This window comes from Streptomyces olivochromogenes (assembly GCF_001514115.1).
Taxonomy (GTDB): domain Bacteria; phylum Actinomycetota; class Actinomycetes; order Streptomycetales; family Streptomycetaceae; genus Streptomyces; species Streptomyces olivochromogenes.
Genome location: NZ_KQ948471.1, coordinates 55,815 through 75,852 on the forward strand (window position 1 = coordinate 55,815; position 20,038 = coordinate 75,852).

14 protein-coding genes are annotated in these 20,038 nt (G+C 69.9%); 11 read left to right on the top strand and 3 right to left on the bottom strand.

The window, feature by feature from the left end:
• The 6 genes from AQJ27_RS39865 to AQJ27_RS39895 all read left to right on the top strand — a co-directional run.
• On the top strand, positions 1 to 503 hold a 503-nt coding region (locus AQJ27_RS39865; RefSeq protein ID WP_159064514.1), incomplete at its 5' end, for an RNA-guided endonuclease TnpB family protein.
• Positions 504 to 785: 282 nt separating this feature from the next.
• On the top strand, positions 786 to 2,810 hold the full coding sequence (locus tag AQJ27_RS39870) for a collagenase (RefSeq protein WP_079065589.1): 2,025 nt from the start codon (positions 786 to 788) through the stop codon (positions 2,808 to 2,810).
• Between the two features lie 258 nt (positions 2,811 to 3,068).
• Positions 3,069 to 4,571, top strand: coding sequence for a metallophosphoesterase family protein (locus tag AQJ27_RS39875; RefSeq protein WP_067380184.1), 1,503 nt, complete (start codon positions 3,069 to 3,071; stop codon positions 4,569 to 4,571).
• A gap of 655 nt (positions 4,572 to 5,226) precedes the next feature.
• Positions 5,227 to 6,090 (top strand): isocitrate lyase/PEP mutase family protein, encoded by an 864-nt coding sequence (locus AQJ27_RS39885; protein WP_067380186.1) that lies wholly within the window; start codon positions 5,227 to 5,229, stop codon positions 6,088 to 6,090.
• Positions 6,087 to 6,356, top strand: a complete 270-nt coding sequence (locus AQJ27_RS39890) for a hypothetical protein (protein ID WP_190174216.1) — start codon at positions 6,087 to 6,089, stop codon at positions 6,354 to 6,356. Before AQJ27_RS39885 ends, AQJ27_RS39890 begins: the two co-directional genes overlap by 4 nt.
• A gap of 396 nt (positions 6,357 to 6,752) precedes the next feature.
• A complete protein-coding gene (locus AQJ27_RS39895; RefSeq protein ID WP_096240615.1) occupies positions 6,753 to 8,036 on the top strand; it encodes a tetratricopeptide repeat protein in 1,284 nt (427 codons plus the stop codon).
• A 147-nt stretch (positions 8,037 to 8,183) separates the two neighbouring features.
• On the opposite strand, the gene AQJ27_RS39900 is transcribed toward AQJ27_RS39895, so the two are convergent.
• The gene (locus AQJ27_RS39900) at positions 8,184 to 8,576 is read right to left on the bottom strand and encodes a winged helix-turn-helix transcriptional regulator (protein ID WP_067380192.1); all 393 of its coding nucleotides are present in this window, start codon (positions 8,574 to 8,576) and stop codon (positions 8,184 to 8,186) included.
• 74 nt (positions 8,577 to 8,650) lie between these two features.
• On the opposite strand from AQJ27_RS39900, the gene AQJ27_RS39905 reads away from it, so the two are divergent.
• A complete protein-coding gene (locus AQJ27_RS39905) occupies positions 8,651 to 9,367 on the top strand; it encodes an NADPH-dependent F420 reductase (protein WP_067380195.1) in 717 nt (238 codons plus the stop codon).
• Positions 9,368 to 9,458: 91 nt separating this feature from the next.
• On the opposite strand, the gene AQJ27_RS39910 is transcribed toward AQJ27_RS39905, so the two are convergent.
• Positions 9,459 to 11,948 (bottom strand): penicillin acylase family protein, encoded by a 2,490-nt coding sequence (locus AQJ27_RS39910; RefSeq protein ID WP_079065590.1) that lies wholly within the window; start codon positions 11,946 to 11,948, stop codon positions 9,459 to 9,461.
• Between the two features lie 311 nt (positions 11,949 to 12,259).
• Positions 12,260 to 13,522 carry an alpha/beta hydrolase gene (locus tag AQJ27_RS39915; protein ID WP_067380201.1) on the bottom strand — a complete coding sequence of 421 codons (1,263 nt, stop codon included), beginning with the start codon at positions 13,520 to 13,522 and terminating at the stop codon, positions 12,260 to 12,262.
• A gap of 36 nt (positions 13,523 to 13,558) precedes the next feature.
• On the opposite strand from AQJ27_RS39915, the gene AQJ27_RS39920 reads away from it, so the two are divergent.
• The 4 genes from AQJ27_RS39920 to AQJ27_RS39935 all read left to right on the top strand — a co-directional run bounded on the left by AQJ27_RS39920 (position 13,559) and on the right by AQJ27_RS39935 (position 19,852).
• Positions 13,559 to 14,140, top strand: a complete 582-nt coding sequence (locus AQJ27_RS39920; RefSeq protein WP_067380204.1) for a helix-turn-helix domain-containing protein — start codon at positions 13,559 to 13,561, stop codon at positions 14,138 to 14,140.
• 660 nt (positions 14,141 to 14,800) lie between these two features.
• The gene (locus AQJ27_RS39925; RefSeq protein WP_067380208.1) at positions 14,801 to 15,742 is read left to right on the top strand and encodes an ABC transporter ATP-binding protein; all 942 of its coding nucleotides are present in this window, start codon (positions 14,801 to 14,803) and stop codon (positions 15,740 to 15,742) included.
• The gene (locus AQJ27_RS39930; RefSeq protein ID WP_067380211.1) at positions 15,739 to 17,094 is read left to right on the top strand and encodes an ABC transporter permease; all 1,356 of its coding nucleotides are present in this window, start codon (positions 15,739 to 15,741) and stop codon (positions 17,092 to 17,094) included. The genes AQJ27_RS39925 and AQJ27_RS39930 overlap by 4 nt, the downstream gene beginning before the upstream one ends.
• 4 nt (positions 17,095 to 17,098) lie before the next feature.
• Positions 17,099 to 19,852 carry a bifunctional YncE family protein/alkaline phosphatase family protein gene (locus AQJ27_RS39935; RefSeq protein WP_067380214.1) on the top strand — a complete coding sequence of 918 codons (2,754 nt, stop codon included), beginning with the start codon at positions 17,099 to 17,101 and terminating at the stop codon, positions 19,850 to 19,852.
• Positions 19,853 to 20,038 lie beyond the last annotated feature (186 nt).

The following is a 20,038-nucleotide window of genomic DNA, read 5'->3' on the forward strand; positions in this document are numbered from 1 at the left end:
CGGCGAACGGGGAGAAGGCACGCCGCAAGGTCGCCAGGATCCACGTCCGGATCACGGACCGGCGCAGGGACGGCCTGCACAAGCTGACCACTCGACTCGTGCGCGAAAACCAAACGCTCGTGATCGAGGACCTGGCCGTGCGCAATATGGTCACCAACCGGAAACTCGCCCGCGCCATCAGTGATGCCGCGTGGGCGGAGTTCCGGAGTCTTCTGGAGTACAAGGCCGTCTGGTACGGGCGGGACGTGGTGGTCGTGGACCGCTTTTTCCCCTCCTCCAAGTTGTGCTCCTACTGCGGTGCCTTGCAGGACAGGATGCCGCTGAATGTCCGCACCTGGACGTGTGACTGCGGAACGGTCCACGACCGGGACGTGAACGCGGCGAAGAATCTTTTGGCCGCCGGGCTGGCGGTGTCTGTCTGTGGAGCTGGTGTAAGACCTCAACGGAGAACTCCGGGCGGGCAGTCGGCGGCGAAGCAGAAAACCCCACGGCGCGAGCCGTAGGAATCCCCTCGTTTACGAGGGGGAGGAAGCCAAACCGGGATCGTAGGGAACAGGGGGCCGCCCCGCCCCATACCGTTTTCCCGCCGCACGCATAACACGAGGCGGAGACCTGCCCGGCGTCCCGTCCTGGCCGTCAACTGCCTCTGTGGGCACGGGTGTTATGGGCCGCCCCTCCATTGTCGTATCCCTCGGTCCGTTGTCATTGGCCACGGTGAGTGGGACGTTCCCCCCACGCCTCGCCGCTCGTGCTCGAAGCGACCCCCCACTTACGAAGGAGCATTGATGCGTCGTCGACCTGCTCTGCCCGGATTCCCTCCCGGGAGGCCGTCCGGATTCGCGTCCAGGTTCCTGGCCGTCAGCCTGGCGGTCAGCGCCCTGACAGCAGGCCTGCTGGCCGCACCGGCCCTCGCAGCAGCCGGACCGGCGACCGCCACAACGGCTGCTCCCACGACCACCGCCGTGACCAGGACCGAGCCGCGCGCGCTGTCGCCGCTCGGCGCGAACACCGCTGCGTCCGATCAGGCAGACGTCCAGAGCGGGCGACTGGCCGCCGCCCATGTCCGGCCGCTCAGACCGCAGTTGCCGCAGAGCTCCTCGTCCTCGAAGGCCGTACGGCCTCCCAAGGCCACGAATGGCGCGGCGGCCGCGTCGTGCACCCCGGCCGACTTCGGCACCCGTACCGGATCCGAACTGGTCGCATACATCCAGGACTCGACCACCGACTGCATCAATACGCTGTTCGCCGTCACCGGCACGGACGCCCGCAACGTGTTCCGCGAGGCGCAGATGGTGACCGTCGCAGGCGCCTTCCAGGACGCGTCGCAGACGTATCCCGGCGACAACTCCACCCACGTGTGGCAGCTCGTGCTGTTCCTGCGCGCCGGCTACTACGTGCAGTACAACGACTCGGCCGACGTCGGCGACTACGGCCCGACCCTGGCCGAGGCCACCGAATGCGCATTGGACGCGTTCACCGCCAACTCCCATTTCATGGACGTCAGTTCGGAACACGGCAACGTCCTGGGCGACGTCATCATCCTGACGGACAGCGCCGACGAGCAGGCCCGCTACCTGGACACGTACAAGCGAGTGCTGAACGCCTACGACAGCTCCTACGACGCCTACTGGAGCATGGACACGGCCGTCAACGACGTCTTCACCCCGCTCTTCCGCGGCCACTTCAACCCCGCGTTCATCAGCGCGGTCACCGCCGACCCGGGCATCATCGACACGCTGAACTCGTTCACCCTGAACCACCTGCCGATGCTGAGCGGGGCCTGGTACTTCATGGCCTCCAACGCCGGAACCGAGACGGCGCGCTTCCTCGACACGGCCGGGCTTAAGGACAAGGTGCGGCCGATGGTGAAGGGCCTGCTCGGCGCCTCCTCGATCACCGGCCCGACCGCTGCGCTGTGGGTCGGCGCCGCCGAGATGACCTCCGCGCACGACGCGGCCCAATGCTCGTACTACGACACCTGCGACCTGACGTCCAAGCTCACCGCGGCGGCACTCCCCCTCACCTACAAGTGCGACGACGGGCACACCTTCCTGGCCCAGTCCCTGACCGGCCCGGCGCTCGCCGAGGCCTGCAAGAGCGTGCAGGGACAGGACGCCTACTTCCACGGCATGGTCAAGGACAGCGGCCCGGTCGCCGACGACCACAACACCAACATCCAGATCGTCGTCTTCGCGAGCCCCCGGGACTACCGGACGTACTCAGGCTGGATCTTCGGCAACAGCACCGACAACGGCGGCGAATACCTGGAGGGCAACCCCGCCGACCCCGACAACCAGGCCCGCTTCGTCGCCTACGTGAAGAGCGTGGGCGACGGCTTCCCGGCGGACATCTGGAACCTGAACCACGAGTACACCCACTACCTCGACGGCCGCTACGACACCTACGGCGACTTCTCCGCCGGCCAGACGGTCCCGGACATCTGGTGGATCGAGGGCTTCGCCGAGTACGTCTCGTACAGCTACCGGGGCGTGCCCGACACCGAGGCGCTCCTTGATGCCGGGAAGCACACCTACACCCTGAGCACCCTGTGGCAGAGCACCTACGCCAACTCCGACCTGACCCGCACCTACCCATGGGGCTACCTGGCCGTCCGCTACATGCTTGAGAACCACCCGGACGACGTGCAGGCCATGCTCACCAAGTTCCGCACCGGCGACTACGCCGGAGCCTATGCGGTCTACAACACCGGCATCGGCACCCGTTACGACGCGGACTTCGCCGCCTGGCTCGACACCTGCGCGGCCGGCGCCTGCCGGGGGAGCAGCAGCCGACCGGGCGCTGACGGCTGAGCCGCCCGCCGCCTGCCCCTGCCCCCGCCTCTCGCTGTCACCCCGCGCCCTGACAAGGCGGCGGGGTGACACGCGTACCGGACGTACCACTCGCGCCCGTGGTCGTGCCCGGCGGCCTCGCTCCCCTCCAGCCTCCCGTCATGGCCGCGCAGCGACGGCGAACTCGACGTCCTCGCCCCCCTGGAGCACGAAGAGACGGCAGCGCCGCCACGCACCCCTTCCCCGGGGCCCGTCCCTGATCGTTGCTACGGTTCACCGGTGTCTGACTCTTCACGCGATACCGCCGAAGGCGCCGGCTGGGGCACCCTGGAACACGGCGAGTACAAGCACCTGATGCCGCACCAGGTCGACAAGCTCTCATGGCTCAGCCCGAAGACCCTGTGGGCCGCACGCAACGGCGTACTGGCCTCCTGGTTCGGGGACCCCACGGGCCGCACCCGCAGCCGCTGGGTGGCCCAGCGGACGGCCGCCGGAGCACCCGCCGCCAAGGTGATCCGGCGCGACGACCCGGACCACTTCTCCTTCATGGTCATCGGAGACACCGGCGAGGGCGACGATCCCCAATACGCCGTCGTCCCCGGCTTCCTGAAGGCCAGTCAGGGAACGAAATTCGCCGTCATCGCCAGCGACGTGATCTACCCCGTCGGCCGGGCGGACGACTACGGCACGAAGTTCTTCCGCCCGTACCAGGACTACCAGGCACCCATATACGCGATACCCGGCAACCACGACTGGTACGAAGACCTCGGCGGCTTCATGCGCGTCTTCTGCGACGACGCCCCGCCACTCGCCCCACAGCCCGCGCCGCGCCCCCTCTCACGGGCCTGGCTGCGGTCGCTGCTGTGGCACCGGCCGCACCCGGCCGACGGACAACACCTCACCGAAGCACGTACGTTGCGCTCCTCACCAGCCCAACAGGCCGTCCAGCCGGGCCCGTACTGGGCCATCGACGCCGGTCCGGTGCGGATCATAGGCATCGACACGGGACTGCTGGGAACCCTCGACGCCGAGCAGGGCGCATGGCTGCGCGAGGTGTCCAAGGGCCCCCTCCCCAAGATCCTCGTCACCGGCTCGCCCCTGTACGTGGACGGCGAACACCACCCGTGCCCCATCGAAGGCGGCGGCACCGTCGACGACCTCGTCCGCGACCCGGACCACCGCTACCTCGCGGCCATCGGCGGCGACATCCACAACTACCAGCGCTACCCGGTGCAGGTCGACGGCCGCACCATCCAGTACGTGGTGTCGGGCGGCGGCGGAGCCTTCATGCACGCCACCCACACCATCCCCCGCGTCTGCGTCGCGAACGTCACCGAGCAGGAGTTCCGCTGCTACCCGCTGCGCGGCGACTCCCTCGCCTTCTACAGCAGGCTCTACGGACACCGGCTCCGCCTGCGCCGCCTGTTCACCCTCACCGAGGCCGAGGCGACAGCCGTCGTCGCCGAGCGCCTCGGCATCCCGCCGACCCGCACCCAGGGCCCGCCCGCCCGCGTCACCCGGCGCACCCGCCTGATCGCGAACCTGCTGGGCGCGGGCGGCCGCCCCGACCGCACCTCACGCTTCCGCCTGCCCGTACGGAAGATCTACACCCAGCTCTTCTCACCGAGCTCGGCGACCTACAGCCCGCCCTTCTTCAAGTGCTTCCTGCGCCTGGACGTCACCCCGGAGGCGGTCCGGCTGCGCTGCTTCGCGGCCACCGGAAACCGCGCGCAGGAACTCGACCCGCCGGTCGAGGACGAAGTCACCATTGCGCTGACCTGAACACCCGAGGGCCCGGACGCTGCCCCGCACGGCAGCCGGTCCGGTTCCTGCGCCGCCGTGTGACCCGGGACGCTGGGACTGCGCTATCATTGATCTTGAGCAAGCCGCCCGAACTTCCGGCGGCCGGCCTCGCGTTGGTGGTCCAAGGAAAGACGTCCCGCTTCCTGCGGGGAGATGCAGGTGCAAGGCCTGCCCGGCGCTCCACACAGCCCCGCCTCCGGTATCCCGGAGGCGGGGCTGCTTTTTTGAACGCCGGGGACCACAGCGCCGCCAGGAGACCTCCCGGGCAGCCGGACGACAGTGCCACCGACGAGCCGCCGAACCCCGGTGGCGGCGGCACGGGCGCCGCCCCCCTGCTGGTCTGGTGCCAGGAACAGGACATCGGCCGGGTCTCGTTCACCCCCTCGGCCACGCCCCGCCCGCCTGCGCGGACCCGGCATCCGCGCCCGTCCGCGCGGCGGGATCAACCGGGCGGCCCGGACGGGGGACCAGTGACGTTTCTCCGGTGAACCGCTTGCGCCATTGAGGTGAGTAAAGCCCTTCCAAGGAGATAGTCCGGTGTCGCTATAGGGATCCTCTTGTTCTGGCAAAGGGCAGTCGTGTTGCGGCGGCCCTCTCCGCGCGACGTGTTCAACCCCACGAGAGGAACCGGACGTTGACCTACGGGAAGAAGCTGAGGGAACAGATCGCCGGGCCGGAGACCACCCCGCTGATCGGCGTGTATGACATGTACTCGGCGTCGATCGCGGCCGAGCACTACGACGGGATGTTCGTCTCCGGCTTCGGCTTCGCGGCCTCGTACTACGGGCTGCCGGACATCGGCTTCATCGCCTGGCCGGACATGGTGGCGTTCGTCCAGCGGCTGCGGGGCGCCTTCCCGCGCCACCACCTCCTGGTGGACATCGACGACGGATACGTCGACCCCGAGGTCGCCTGCCATGTAGTGGAGGGACTGGAGCGGATCGGGGCGTCGGGAGTGATCCTGGAGGACCAGAAGCGCCCGCGCCGGTGCGGGCACGCCGACGGCAAGCAGGTGCTGCCGCTGTCCGAGTACCTCGCCAAGCTGGAGATGGTCCTGGCGACCCGGCAGGACCTGGTGGTGGTGGCCCGTACGGACGCCACCGACGAGAACGACATCCTGCACCGGGCCGAGAAACTGGCCGCGACCGACGCGGACGTGGTGCTGGTCGACGGAGTACGCAGCGTGGAATGGATCCGGCGGATCCGCAAGGTGGTCGGCGACAAGCCCCTGCTGTTCAACCAGATCGCGGGCGGCAAGTCACCCCGGCTCTCGCTGACCGAACTGTCCGAGCTCGGCGTGGACGTCGCCATCTACAGCACACCGTGTCTGTTCGCGGCCCACCAGGCCATGCACTCCGCGCTCGCCGACCTCAGAAGGGCGGACGGCCGGCTCCCCGTGGTGAACACGGCGGACGGCGTCGGCGTCAAGACCTCCACCCAGCTGCTGGAGCGCAACATCGCCCGGCTGCGGCCGGAACCCCAGGGCGTGAGCGCGTGACACCGGCACGCGTCCCGCCACCGCGACTGCGCACGGCCGCCGTGCTGGCGGCGGCCCTGCTGGGCGCCGCGGCAACACCGGCAGCCGCGGGCGACAGCCTGATCACCGTCCTCGACAACTCGCACGCCGACTCGATCCTCGAGGTGGACCGGACCGCGAACATCCAGCAGGGCAGCGGAACGGCCGGCAGCGACCACGAGGGCAGCGCCGTCGACATGATCGAGGCCCTGGTCGCGGCGCACCAGCACGAGGAGGACCACGACTGACCCGCCGACCCGTGACCCGCCGACCCGCTGACCGGTCGGCCGACCGGGCCGACGACGGGACGCCGAGGACCTGCCGCTCGGGGGCAGGCCGCAGGAAGGTGACGGGCCTGCCCGGCCAGGGTGAGCGGGGTCCGGCGGGAGGCCCTGCGCGAGCCGGGCAGACGGCCGGGCGCAGCTGCCGGCTCTGGAGGGTCAGCCCGTGGCCCGTGCGAGGGCCAGTCCGTGCGGGGCGGCCGCTTCACGCTGTACGGCCACGGCCCTCAGCCGCAGTTGCCAGTACGCCCAGGGAAAGTGATGTCACACCCATCATGACAGGTCAGAGCTCGTTTTCGTAGGAGGAACGGCACAGGTGAGGAGCCTTGTCCGGCCCTCTCTGGGGCACCCAGAATCTCCGTCATGAATCACTCGGGGAAAGTCGATCAGGACGACATTGTGCGAGCGCGGAATGTGCTGCTCGCATCGGGGCGCCGCACGCCGCGCGAGGAAGTCGACGCCTACCGGGTGCTCGCCCAGGTCAGCCCCGCCTCATACCTGCCGCTCTTGGCCAGGGCGCTGCAACGTCTGAGTTACGACACGAGCTCCGGCAAGAAGCACGCGGCCTGCCTCGCACTGTGCGAGGAGGCGGTGGCCGTGGCGCGGTCCATCGATCAGGCCGAACCTGCCCGTGCGGATGTTCTGTACGAGGCCCTCAACACGTGCCAGAGAGAGCTGTACGACCTGGGGCGACGCGCCGAAGGGCTGGCCATGCGCGCCGAGATGCTCGCCATTGGGCGTGCGCAGGCCGAACTGTCCGAAGACTCCGTGGTCAAAGGACTGCGTGTATGGGCTGCCGGTCTTTCCGAGGAAGGCCGGTATGCCGAGGCTGCCGATGCCATGACCGAGCTGGTCGCAGCGATCCTGCCCGATGGGCCCGCCAGCGGGGGTCTCGCCTGGACACTTCTGGAGTGGATCGCCGCTCTCCATGACGCTGGCCGGTCCGGCGAAGCACTCGCCGCGTTCGAGACGCTCGTCAGTATGGAAGCGGCCGAAACCGCGAACGACCGCGGTCCGATGGCCTGCCATCTCTACTCCCTCATCGGGTACGCGCAGATGCTCGACACCCACGGCCGAAGAGGGCAAGCGGCCCTCGTGCGGCAAGAGGCACTCGCTTTGCTGACGGAGCTGGCCGACACCGGTGAGCGGAAGTCCTGGAGTGGCTACCAGGCGTCGTTCTGGGCGGTGCTGCTGGCCTTCTCCGGTGCCGAAAGCGATCGGCCTGCACCCGATGGACCGCGTCCGCCTTCGGGGGCGGCGCCCATGCAGTGGTCACCCGATGCCAAGCGGCGCTACTTCGATAGCCGTCACGCCCTCCGTGAAGAGGTGGACACCCTTGCTTCGCGAGCCACCGAGGATCCGGACCAGCATCTGGCCGAACTGGTCCGGCTGCATCGGGTCCTCACCGTCCGCTCCGCCGTTTACTGGGAGAACCGTACCCATCTGTTCGTGGAGCGAGTGCGCTCCCTGTTCGACGACGGAGTGGGTCTGGCCCGTCGGTTGTCTCAACACGATCCGACAGACGGAACGCGAACACTGGCCAAGATCCTGATCGACCGATCGACCTTCCACACCGCCGCCCACGAGTTCGGGGCCGCCCTCGACGACTTCCGCCAAGCCCTGAGCTACCTGGGGGAGGCGAACTAACCTAAGCCGGCCGACGTCCGCCCCAGGACTCGTAAACACGAGCCGCTCCGCCAGACCGAGGAAGCTCGGCGATTCCGCAACTTCCAATAGCCCGGATTACCAGTACTGAGACTTCCCCGTGCCGCCGGACGGTCGGGATCCCGGGCGTTACCCCTGTGAGGCACCGCCCGAGGGCAGGCGCTGTGTGGTGGGGGCGCATTCGGCTTGCTGGGCGGCCATGACCTCGTCACCGTGCTCGAAGGCCCATGCTCCGACGGCGTCGATGGGGGCCAACAAGGTCCGTCCCAGGGCGGTGAGCCGGTACTCGACCCGCGGTGGTGCTCCGGGATGTGCGTGCCGTTCCACCAGTCCGTTGAACTGCAGGCGCCGCAGTGTCTCGGTGAGGACCTTGGAGCTGATGCCCCCGATCCGCTCCCGTAGTTCGACCGGGCGCCTGGGACCCTCGCGCAGTGCCCAGAGCACCACGGCGTTCCAGGTGTTGGAGAGCAGGTCGAAGGCGAGGCGGGCGCGGCAGTCGGCGAGGAAGGCGTCGGTCGTCACGTACCGAATGGTGCCCGACAGGCCGCCTAGCGTCGTCCCGGAAGGCCGAAGCAGGCATGGAGAGGAATCGCGTGATGAGAATCGGCGTGCTGGGAACGGGCGGCATGGCGGACGCACTTGCCACCCACTGGGCGCGGGCCGGGCACGAGGTGACCGTCGGGGGACGGGACGCGGACAAGGCGGAGCGGCTCGCGACGCGCATCGGGGGCAGCGCGAAGCCTGCAGGTCTGCGTGCGGCGGCCGCGTTCGGTCAGGTGGTGCTGGCCGCGCTGCCCTATGACGCAGGAGCGGGCGTGGCACGGGAGCTGCGGGCGGACCTGGACGGCAAGGTGCTGCTCGACTGTTCCAATCCGGTCGGGCCGGGCTTCCGGCTGCTGACGGAAGGAGGACCTTCGGCAGCGCGGCAGCTGGCCGCGGCGGCACCGGGAGCCCATGTGGTCAAGGCGTTCAATCTCTGCCACGAGGACGTGTGGCGCATGCGGCCACCCGTCTTCGACGGGCGGCCACTGGCTGTTCCGGTCTGCGGGGACGACCAGGCAGCCCTCGCGCGCGTACGCGAGTTGGTGCGGGACGTGGGCTGTGCGCCCGTAGCCGGCGGCGGTCTCGAACGGGCGGGGCTCCTGGAGGCGACCGCCGCGCTGTTCATCGCGCTGTGGGTCGCAGAGGAAGCGGACGTCCAGGCGATCGCACCTCCGCTGGCGTATGCGGCCGGACCGGGCCGTGAGCAGGCAGAAGGCGGCGAGAGGGCTGATGGCGGACGGCGTCGTCGTACGGCGTGCGGCAGGCAGTGAGTGATCAGGATTGTGAGGGATCAGGAGTTCGGGCCGGTTCGGGCGCTGGTGGTCACCGCGCCCGGACCGGCCCGCTCCACGCCGGGCCGGGTCAGCTGTGCAAGGTCGTCACCGTCAGGGCCGGGTCGTCGGCGATCTCTGCCTGTGTGAAGCGTTCGGTGACCCACTGCTTGCGGGAGAAGAGGCGGGTCTGGTCCGTGTAGTGGGGCGAGGCCGGGTTCGACGACTGGCCGTAGGTGAGGAGGGTGTGGGCGCGGGGGCCGTCCGGGGTCAGTTCGACGGCCATCAGGAAGCTGCTGCCGAAGGCGCCGGCGGGCGGGGTGCCGGTGCCCGAGCCGGGGCCGGCGTCCACGACGTCGAAGCAGCCCACGTCGCAGCCGGGCAGCGGGATGCCGGCCCACTTCTGTACGGCGCCGAGCTCGGTGTCGACCGGGAGGTCACGGGCGGCGAAGTCCTGGACGGCGTCGGCCAGGGCGTGCTGGACGCGTACGTCGTCGCCGTTGATGCCGCGTGGTGTGGTGAGGGGCTGGGCGGGGTCGTAGGGGACGCGGCGCCAGGTGTCGGGCGGGCCGTTGTCGAGGAGGCGGTTGAAGAAGGTGATCCAGAGCGCGGCGCCCCGGCTGGTGGTGTCGGCGCGGGTGTCCCAGCGGGCGAGGGTCGTGCACGCCTGCTGTACGTCGACCTCCGTGCCGTCCGTGGTCGTCAGGCGTGGGTGGGCGCGGCACATGTCGACCACGTCGTCGCGGCCCGTCTCGGCCGACAGGACGCGGTTGCCGAGCATCGACGCGCGCAGGGTGGCCCGGGTGAAGCCCGGGGCGCCGAGTCCGTCCGTGCCGTTCGCGCGTTGCGCGATCATGCGGAGTCCGAGCTGGGCCCGCTGGTCGAGGTGGGGATCGATGTCGTACACGCCCGGGAGGCCGGTGAGGGGCGCCTCGGGGTTGGTGTACTGGGGTCCGTTGTTGGAGTTGGCGACGTAGTCGGTGCGGTTCAGCTTCGGCTGGCGGGAGGGGCCGTAGATGCCCGGCACGAGCGCGTCGGGGTCGCTGCCCCAGGCGCAGGCCGACGTCGAACCGTCCAGGGCGGCGGGTGTCTCCTTGCCGGCCGGAAGGGTGCAGCGGCCCAGTTGTGCGTCGGTGAGGCGCGGGACGGCCGAGGAGTCGGTGAAGTACGTGCCGCCGCTGGTGTCGGCCGCGAGGGTGTAGGTCCAGGGGATGCCCTGGTAGGTGTTCTGGGCGGTGCGCAGCTGGGCGAGGCTGTGGGCCTTGCCCATGGCCAGCCAGGTGTTCATGGAGCGCAGGTTGTCGGCGTTGGCGTCGCGGACGGCGTAGGCGGTCTTCGTGGTCCAGGCGGAGGAGAGGACCGGGCCGAAGCGTGAGGTGTACAGGGTGCGGTCGACGGTCGACAGTCTGCCGTTCTCGTCGCGGACGGTGACCGGGACCGTGCGGCGTTTCATCCGCTCGGCCTTCCCGTCGACCACGTAGCTGGTCGGGTCGCCGGGCACGAGCTTCAAGGCGTAGAAGGAGGCGTGCTGGGCGTCGCTCGCGGTGTGCGTCCAGGCGAGGCTCTGGTTGTGGCCGATCTCGACCAGGGGAGTGCCGTACAGGCCGGCGCCGGACACGTCCAGGGTGCCGGGGATCGTCAACTGCACTTGGTAGAAGCGGAAGTTGCCGACGGTCCAGGGAAGGTGCGGGTTGGCGAGGACCATCGCGTTGCCGGTGCGGGTGGCGTCCCGGCCGAGCGCCCAGCCGTTGCTGCCGACACCGGCCGTGGCGAGGCCCTGCGCGCCCGGGGTGAGGGATGCCGCGGCCGTCGCACGGGAGGTCCCGGAGGCCGCCGTGCCTTTGCCGGCTGGGGTCTTTGAGGCCGCCGTGTCCTTGCCGTCCGAGGTCCCGGAGGCCGCCGTGCCGCCGGCGCCCGCCGCCGGAGGCTTCGCGTCGCCGATGTCAGGCGCCAACGGGACCGTCGCGGTGATCCTGTTGACGTCGTACACGACGCTCCACAGGTCGAGCGCGGTGATCGGCCGCACCCAGGGCTTGCCCTTGCAGCGCGGGTCCGGCAGCTTGTCGACGCCCGTGTCGCGCAGATAGCGGTTGTAGCCGGCCGCGTACCCCTCGACCATCCGGCGCAGCTCCGCCGTCGGCCCCAGCGGCGCCTTCCGGTCGAGGAGCCGCTGGACGGTGCCCGCGCGCAGTTGCCCCTTGTAGTACGTGTCGCTCGCGAGGTCGGAGCCCTCTCCGGACTCCCCGTCGGGCCCGAAGAACTGGGACCGCTCGCCCCGTAAGGTCACCACCTGGTCGGCGAGTTCGCACACGTTGTCCTGCGCGAACGCGTAGCCGTAGCCGTATCCGAGGCCGTCGAAGTCCTGGGCCAGGATGTGCGGGATGCCGTACTCGGTCCGGCTGATCCGGGCCGTGTGCCCGCCCTCGGCCACCGTCTCGCCGCCCGGCCCCGTCGCGGCGGTGGAGGGCGCGGGCAGCAGGGCCACGGTGGCCGAGGTGAGACAGAGGGCGGCCGCGACGGCCGACAACCGGCCTGACAGGGAACGCTTATGACGCTTCGTCAGTGATCTGGGTTCACCCATGGCTGCCACCCTTCAGGGTGAACCGCCGGGCGGCATCGAGCCTCCGGCGGATTTCCGGGCGGCGTGTCAGTCCTGGGATGTACGCCTTTGGGCTCTGCCGGCTCTGTCAGCTCCGTCCGGCCCGCTGTCCGTCGCGTCCTTGGACCGGGCCCGTCCGTCGGGCGCCCAGTGCCAGGAGCTGTCCGGCCGGTCATGTGCGGAGCCGGATGACGAGTGCCGCTGCGGGTGACGGCGCCCGGGAAGACGGAGCCGCGCTTGCCGCAACGGGTGGCGGCAGCAGGGGAGTTCTCTCTGCCCACAGGGCCTGTCGGCTACTGTCGCGACAGCCAGGCCGTGATCTCGTCCACCACCGCCGGCTCGACGTGTCCTGGCCGCGCATACTCGGCCGGGGTGGGGTGGCCGCTGCCGGAGAAGAAGAGGTGGTTGGCGTCCTGGTGGATCCGGATGGTCACCTCGGGCCGGTGTGCGAGGGCGTTCTGCCAGCGGACCAGGTCGTCGGCGACGGTCACTTGGTAGTCCCGTCCGCCCTGCAGGATCAGCATCGGGCAGGCCAGCCCTGCCGCTGTGGCCACGGGGTCGTAGGCGCGCAGGTCGAGCCAGTAGGAGGCGGAGAACCCCAGCGGCAGCAGCTTTGACGGTGTGTCAGGGGCAAGGCCGGGGGATGCCACCAGCGCGGCCTGCCGGGCGAGTGCGGCAACCATCTCCTCCGCGCCGGGCCCGGGGGTGAGTGCCGCGAGATGGCGGGCGACCCGGACGGCCGCCTCGTGCATCGGCTGTGCGTCTGCCGCGAGCAGCACCAGGCCCGCGATCGACGGGTCGGCGGCGGCGATCCGGGGTGCCGCCTTGCCGCCCATGCTGTGGCCGAGCAGATGGATCCGGTCCGGGGCCACTTCGGGCTGCTGCCGGAGCAGGTGGACGGCGGCGAGCGCGGGCGGCAGGTACTCGTCGGCCATGGTGAAGTCCCGCGGCAGGCGATCCGGGTGCGCGAAGGCCGCCTTGTCGAAGCGCAGCACGGCCACCTGCCGGGTGACGAGCCCCCAGGCGAGGTCCTTGAGCGGCTTGTTCGGGCCGCTGCTCTCGTCCCGGTCGAACGCACCGCCACCGCTGAGCAGCACTACGGCGGGCCACGGTCCGGGGCCGACAGGCAGGCTGAGCGTGCCGGGCACGGCGAGCGGACCGGTCCCGAGCAAGACGTCCCGCTCGGTGAACCGGGCCGTATCCGCATAGTGCGGCGGATGCCACTCGGCGCCGCCGTGCGGGTCGAGCCGCAGTCCGTGCAGCAGGCCGTCACCGCCGACCGAAGTGACCACGGTGAAGCCGCTGTCCGCGCAGGTCACTGGGATGTGCACGCGCACGGGGTCGGCCTCGCCGGCCTGGCTTGCCGGCTCTTCGACCGCCCTGACCCCGCCATGTCCGGCTGCCTGGGCAGCCCATGCGAGCCTCAGCGCCTCGGCGGAGACAGCGGCGCGCAGTGGTGGCGAGAACAGCTCCACGATCTCGTCAAAACGCTCCGCCTGCAGCAGCGCGGCGAAGCCTCGCGCCACCTCCAGTGCCTCGCCCTTATAAATTCTCATGATTGAGAAAGGTAGCAGTCGTGAGAAAGTTTGGGCATGGACTCCTTGGACCTGCTCGCCCACCCCATCCGACTGCGGATCGTCCACGCGATGGGCGGCGGAAGGCTGCTGACCACCACTCAGCTCTGCGCACGTATCCCCGAAGCCTCCAAGGCCACCGTCTACCGCCACATCGATCTGCTGGTGGACGGCGGGATTCTGGAGGTCGCCGAGGAACACAGGGTGCGCGGCGCAGTACAGCGGCACTACCGGCTGCGGCAGGACCGTGCCGTGATCGGCTCCGAGACGGTCCGCACGCTCACGCCGGCGGACCATCGCCAGACATTCGCCACCGCGATGACCGCCCTGCTGGCCGAGTTCAACGCCTACCTCGCCCGCGAAGGGGCCGACCCGGTGGCCGACCAAGTGGGCTACCGGCAACACGCACTCTGGCTCAGCCCGGCAGAACTGGAAGAGCTGACCGGTGAGCTGCGCGCAGCCATCGCGCCGAGGCTGGCCAACCGGCCGAGCCCTGAGCGGGCACAGTACCTGCTCAGCCCGATCCACTTCCCGGTGGAAGACCCGCAGCGGGAAACCGGGCAGCCGGCGGCTGCAACGGATGTCGAAACGGACGTATGACCGGCCGGACAGCTCCTGGGGACGGAGCACGATCTTGCCATGAGTGTGCCGTCGTTCCAGTTCGCGGAAACGCGTCTCGCACCCGTTCCAGCGGGCAGGTGCGGGCTATCGGCACCTCCGGCTCCCCGCGCGCGGCGAGCCGGGCCGGCTCGCCGCGCGCGACCGCGCAGGCTGCCGCACCTTCTCCGTAGGCCCGCGCCCCACCCTGGCCGCAGGCTGCCAGTCGCTGATCGTGTTGATCCGCTCGGGCCGCACGCCCGACTCCACTGACGGCTCCACGTAGCCGTCGCCGATCGTGTCGATGAACGCGTCGACGTTCCGCCGGAAGCCTGCCGGATCCGACCGGCCACGTCCCGCCCGTACCCGACCGGTGACACCGCGATCCTTCAGCCAGGCGTGGTTCTGCTCACTCGCCAGCCCGAACACACCACAACGCCCGGCACCGTTCGGGGCGCTCGGCTGCGCACGAGTACTGGCACCAGGACTCACTCCCTCTCAGCCCTCAGGAGCGGTTGTCCAACTCTGGCTCGATGCTGGCCATTTTGTGCACCCGGACTTGCCGACGCCTTGACGATCCGTTTCCTGCACGTTCAACCAGCCATCTGTGCCTGCGTTGTGTGCCGTCCCTAAGGTCCCTGAGTGTTTCGGAAGAAGGGGCTCATGGACACACCTCTCGCAGTTCAGGCTCGCGGGATCACCAAGTGCTTCGGCGACGTCGTGGCACTCGACAGCGTCGATCTGGACGTGGCACAGGGCCAGATCCACGGCCTGGTCGGACCGAACGGCGCCGGCAAGACGACACTGCTCGGCCTCCTGCTGGGCCTGGCCGTCGCCGACAGCGGCCACCTCGAGATCCTGGGCACGCCGCTCAGGCGCGCGCTCGCCGCTCCCGACGGCGTCGCCGGCTTCGTGGACGGACCCGGCCTCTACCCCTCGCTCACCGCCCGGCAGAACCTCGCCGCGCTGGCCGCTCTGCGAGGCCACGACGCGCGGACAGCGGGAGTCGACGACGTGCTCGACCAGGTCGGGCTCACCGATGTCGCCGACGACCAGGCCCGCGGCTTCTCCCTCGGCATGCGCCAGCGCCTCGGACTCGCCGCCGCCCTGCTCACCAAGCCCCGGCTGCTCGTGCTCGACGAACCCTCCAACGGCCTCGACCCGGCCGGCAAAAAACACGTACACGGTGTCCTGACCCGGCTCGCGGCGGACGGAACCAGCGTCGTGCTCTCCAGCCACCGCATGGACGACCTCCAGGCACTGTGCTCCGAGGCCACCATCCTCGCCACCGGACGGGTCGTCTTCTCCGGCCCGCTGAGCAAGCTGGCCGCCGAGAACCGTGAACTCGACTACCGGCTGCTCACCTCCGACCCCCAGGCCGCCCGCCGGCTGGCCCTCGATGCGGCCGCAGTCCGCGTCGTCGACGACACCGGGACACGGCACGACGCAGAGGCGCTCGTCGTGCGCGCGCCGGTGCCCGCCCTCGACGAACTGGTGGTGCGGCTCGTGCAGGCGGGCATCGCGCTGCGCGAGCTCGCCCCCCTGGTGTCGCCGCTCGAAGCCGCGTTCCTCGCCCTCACCGAGCAGAAGGAGACCGGCCGGTGACCGCGACCCTCACCCACGACAACGTTGCCGCGGCCCGCCGCGTCTCCGTTCCGCGCGCCTACCGCTTCGAGCTGGTCAAGCTGGTCTCGCAATGGCGGATCCGGCTGCTGGTCCTCGCCTGCTGGATCGCGCCCGCGCTCTTCGTCGCCGCGGTGAGCCAGCAGAGCACGCTCCCCTCCGACACCCTCTTCGGCCGCTGGATGCACGCCACCGGGTGGGCCGGAACACTGGTGATGCTCGGCTTCGCGGGCACCTGGGCGCTCCCGCTGCTGACCTCGGTGGTCGCCGGCGACGTGTTCGCCTCCGAGGACCGGCTCGGCACCTGGCGCCACCTGCTCGTGGCGGTCCGCTCACCCAGGCGGATCTTCGCGGCGAAGGCACTGGCCAGCCTCACCGTCATCCTGCTGCTCGTGGCCGGACTGGCCGCGTCCAGCACGGCCGGCGGGATCGCGGCGGTCGGCGACCAGCCGCTGACAGGCCTCGACGGCCACCTGCTGAGCCCGGCGGACGCCGCAGGCAAGGTCCTGCTCGCCTGGATCTGCGTACTCGCCCCGACGCTGGCCTTCGCCGCGATCGGACTGCTCGGGTCCGTCACGCTGGGGCGCTCCCCGATGGGACTGCTGCTGCCCGCACTTGTCGCGCTCGCGATGCAGCTCGCCCAGATGATGCCGCTGCCCGTCGCCGTACGCCTCGCCCTGCCCAGCTACGCCTTCATCGCCTGGAACGGTCTGTTCACCAGCCCCACGCAGCTCGGCCCCCTCCTGATCGGCATCGTGGTCAGCCTGCTGTGGGCCGTGACCGCGACCGTGCTGGCCTACGCGCTTTTCCTGCGGCGCGACTTCACCAACCAGACCTACGACGGCTCGGCGCGCCGCGCGGTCACCACCGCAGGTCTGCCGCTCGCCGCTCTGGTCGCCGTCACGGTCGCGGTGCTCGCCTCGGCGACCGGTGCCTCGGGCTCCGGGATCGAGCAGGACAAAGTGCAGCGCTCGGTTGCCACGGCGTTCGCCCACCTCTACCGCCTGCAGACCGAGCAGCTCAACCGCCCCGCCGTCACAGAAGCGCAGCTGAAGGCCACGGCGACGTGCGACAAGGGCAGCGTCAAGGTCGCCGCCGAGGGGCCGGGCAACGACTGGCGCTGCGTCGTGTCCTGGCATCTGCCCGGCATCGAGGTCGCGGGGACGGCGATCTACCAGCTCGACCTCACACCTGACGGTCGTTTCATGGCCGACGGCGACGGACCGAAGGAAGTCAACGGCTACTTCCTGGTCCGCACCCCGACCGGGGACGCACCCAACCCGCTGTGGCAGTTCGACGGCAACGTCGACCTGCTCGCCACCCCGAAGGGATGACTCCATGCAGGTAGTACGGCAGCGCCGGAGCAACGAGAAGGAACAGATCAATCTCTTGGGCAGACGCGTCGGCCGCCGGAGCACTCTGGTGGCGGCGGGCATCGCTGTGGCCCTCGCCGTCACGGGCACCGCTGTTGCCTCGACGAGCCAGTTCGCCACCCAGCAGGTCGGCCAGGTCACCGCCAACGGCCAGGTCATCTCGAGCGACCAGTACATCGCCCCGTACGGCAGCCGCACCGTCATCGACAACGGCAAGATCATGTCGTCCTCGGTCAGCCCGGACGGGAGCCATCTCGCGGCCTCGGTCACCGACGGCGACGCGTCGCTGGTCGTCATGGACCTCAAGACCGGGCAGGTGAAGCAGCGCGTCGGCACCGCCTCGACGGACGACCTGCGCATCACGAGCGGCGCCGTCGGCCAGGAGGGCCCCACGTACTCGCCCGACGGTTCGCAGCTGTGGCTGGGCCAGAGCGACGGCTACACCAAGTTCACCGTGAACGCGGACGGCACCCTCTCCAACCCGACGGCCGTCCCGATCCCGGCCGACGGCTCCAAGCACGCACTGGTGGGCGCCGCGGTGTTCTCGGCCGACGGCTCCACCGTGTACGGCGCGGTCAACGGCCAGAACCGGGTGGCCGCCATCGACGCGGCGACCGGGACCATCAAGCAGAGCTGGGCCGTCGGCAACGCACCCCGTGGCATCGCCATGGCCGGCAACAAGCTCTACGTCAGCAACGAGGGCGGGCGTTTGGCCAAGGCCGGCGACACCACGATCAACTCCTACGGCACCCAGGTCCCGGCCGACCCGCAGACCGGCGCCACCACCACCGGCACGGTCAGCGTCATCGACCTGGCGGACCCGACCGCAGCCGTCGGGAGCATCGACGTCGGTCTGCACCCGACGGCCCTGTACGCCAAGAACGGGGCGGTGTTCGTCACCAACACCGCCGACAACAATGTGTCGGTCATCGACACCCGCAAGAACAAGGTCGTGCAGACCATCGCCACCCAGCCGTGGCCGGAGGCGTCGGTGGGCTACGAGCCCAACGCGGTGACGCTCACCGACGACGGCCGTCTGCTGGTGACGCTCGGCCGCGCCAACGCCGTCGCCGTCTACCGCTACAAGTCCCCGCAGGAGCCCGCCAGTTACGTCGGTCTGCTCCCGACGGACTACTTCCCCGCGGAGATCACCACCGTGGGCAAGAAGGTGATCGTCTCCAACACCCGTGGTATCGACGCCCGCCGCCCCACCAACAAGGCCGGGCACGGCACCCACGACACGACGTCGAGCCTGACGCAGTTCACCCTGCCGGACGACAGCGTCATCAGGTCCCGGACGGGCAAGGTCTTCCAGCAGAACGGCTGGACCCGCGGCTCGGTCTCGTCGGCCCACGGCAAGGGCAACCAGCGGCCGGTGCCGGTCCCGGCGCGGCTCGGCGCTCCCTCGACGATCAAGCACGTCTTCATGATCGTCAAGGAGAACCGGACCTACGACCAGGTCTTCGGCGACATGCCGCAGGGCAACGGCGACCCGTCGGTGACACAGTTCGGCGAGAACGTGACACCGAACCAGCACGCGCTGGCTTCGCAGTTCGGGCTGTACGACAACACCTACGACATCGGCACGAACTCCGCCGAGGGTCACAACTGGCTGATGCAGGCCGACGACCCGGAGTACACCGAGTCCTCGGCCGGTGAGTACACGCGCAGCTACGACACCGAGGACGACGCGCTGGGCCACCAGAAGTCCGGCTTCATCTGGACCGGTGCGCAGGCGGCCGGGAAGTCCGTCAAGGACTTCGGCGAGTTCCAGTCGTTCGAGAGCAAGCCGGCCGGCGCGTCCTGGCAGAACCTGTACTGCGACACCAAGACCATGGAGGCGACCGGGCAGGACACCGCCTACCCCATTCAAACGGGCTCGGCGATCCCGTCGCTCAACAAGGTGTCGGTGTCCGGCTTCCCGCTGTTCGACACCAGCGTCCCGGACATCTACAAGGAGCAGATCTGGAAGCAGGACTTCGAGAAGAACGGTCCGGCGAACCTGAACATGTTCTGGCTCTCCAACGACCACACCGGTGGTCCGGCGAACGCGGCCGCTCAGGTCGCGGACAACGACCTCGCGGTCGGCCGGATGGTCGATGAGATCTCGCACAGCAAGTACTGGAAGGACTCGGCGATCTTCGTCGTCGAGGACGACTCCCAGGCCGGCCTCGACCACGTCGACGGCCACCGTGCCCCCATCCAGATCATCAGCCCCTGGGCCCAGCACGCCGCCGTCGACAGCCACTACTACTCGCAGATCACGATGATCCGGACCATCGAGCAGATCCTCGGGATCCACCCGATGAACCAGAAGGACAGCGCGGCCACCCCGATGCGCGGGGCGTTCACCCGGCACCCCGACTTCACACCGTTCAAGGCGCTGCCCAACCGGACCTCGCTGACCGACGGCCTGAAGACCCCGCCCGCCTGCGGCCTAGACACCCCGGCGCCGCAGGACCCCAGCGCAGCGGCCGTGCCCTCGGCCAAGGTACCGGCGGACAAGCGGGCACTCGCGGCGACATGGGAGGAGTGGAAGACGCACCAGCGGCTGACCGGGCCGGGCGCCATTCCCGACTTCGCGAACCCCGCACAGATGAACCACTTCACCTGGTACCAGACCCACGCGTGGACCACGCCCTACCCCGGCGAGAACAAGATCTTCGCGCCCAAGGACGTGCCGGGCGCCTACATCCCCTCGTCGGAGTCCGACGGCTGACGCACGCTCATCGCGTCAAGGGCCCCCGGCCGGCGTCACCGCCGGCCAGGGGCCCCCTTCTGCCCCCTGCGCGGCACATACAGGAGCCCCGCCGCGGAACGCGAGCCGCCTTCCCGCCGCGACCAGGAGAGCGCCGTGGCAGATGCCGGAATCCGGACGACGAGCCGCCGGGAACCCACCAGCCCC

Coding starts and splice junctions, on each gene's coding strand:
- AQJ27_RS39910 (WP_079065590.1), bottom strand. CDS start 11,948: ATGGGTGAACCCAGATCACTGACGAAGCGTCATAAGCGTTCCCTGTCA.
- AQJ27_RS39925 (WP_067380208.1), top strand. CDS start 14,801: ATGGACACACCTCTCGCAGTTCAGGCTCGCGGGATCACCAAGTGCTTC.
- AQJ27_RS39895 (WP_096240615.1), top strand. CDS start 6,753: ATGAATCACTCGGGGAAAGTCGATCAGGACGACATTGTGCGAGCGCGG.
- AQJ27_RS39935 (WP_067380214.1), top strand. CDS start 17,099: ATGCAGGTAGTACGGCAGCGCCGGAGCAACGAGAAGGAACAGATCAAT.
- AQJ27_RS39870 (WP_079065589.1), top strand. CDS start 786: ATGCGTCGTCGACCTGCTCTGCCCGGATTCCCTCCCGGGAGGCCGTCC.
- AQJ27_RS39905 (WP_067380195.1), top strand. CDS start 8,651: ATGAGAATCGGCGTGCTGGGAACGGGCGGCATGGCGGACGCACTTGCC.
- AQJ27_RS39915 (WP_067380201.1), bottom strand. CDS start 13,522: ATGAGAATTTATAAGGGCGAGGCACTGGAGGTGGCGCGAGGCTTCGCC.
- AQJ27_RS39920 (WP_067380204.1), top strand. CDS start 13,559: ATGGACTCCTTGGACCTGCTCGCCCACCCCATCCGACTGCGGATCGTC.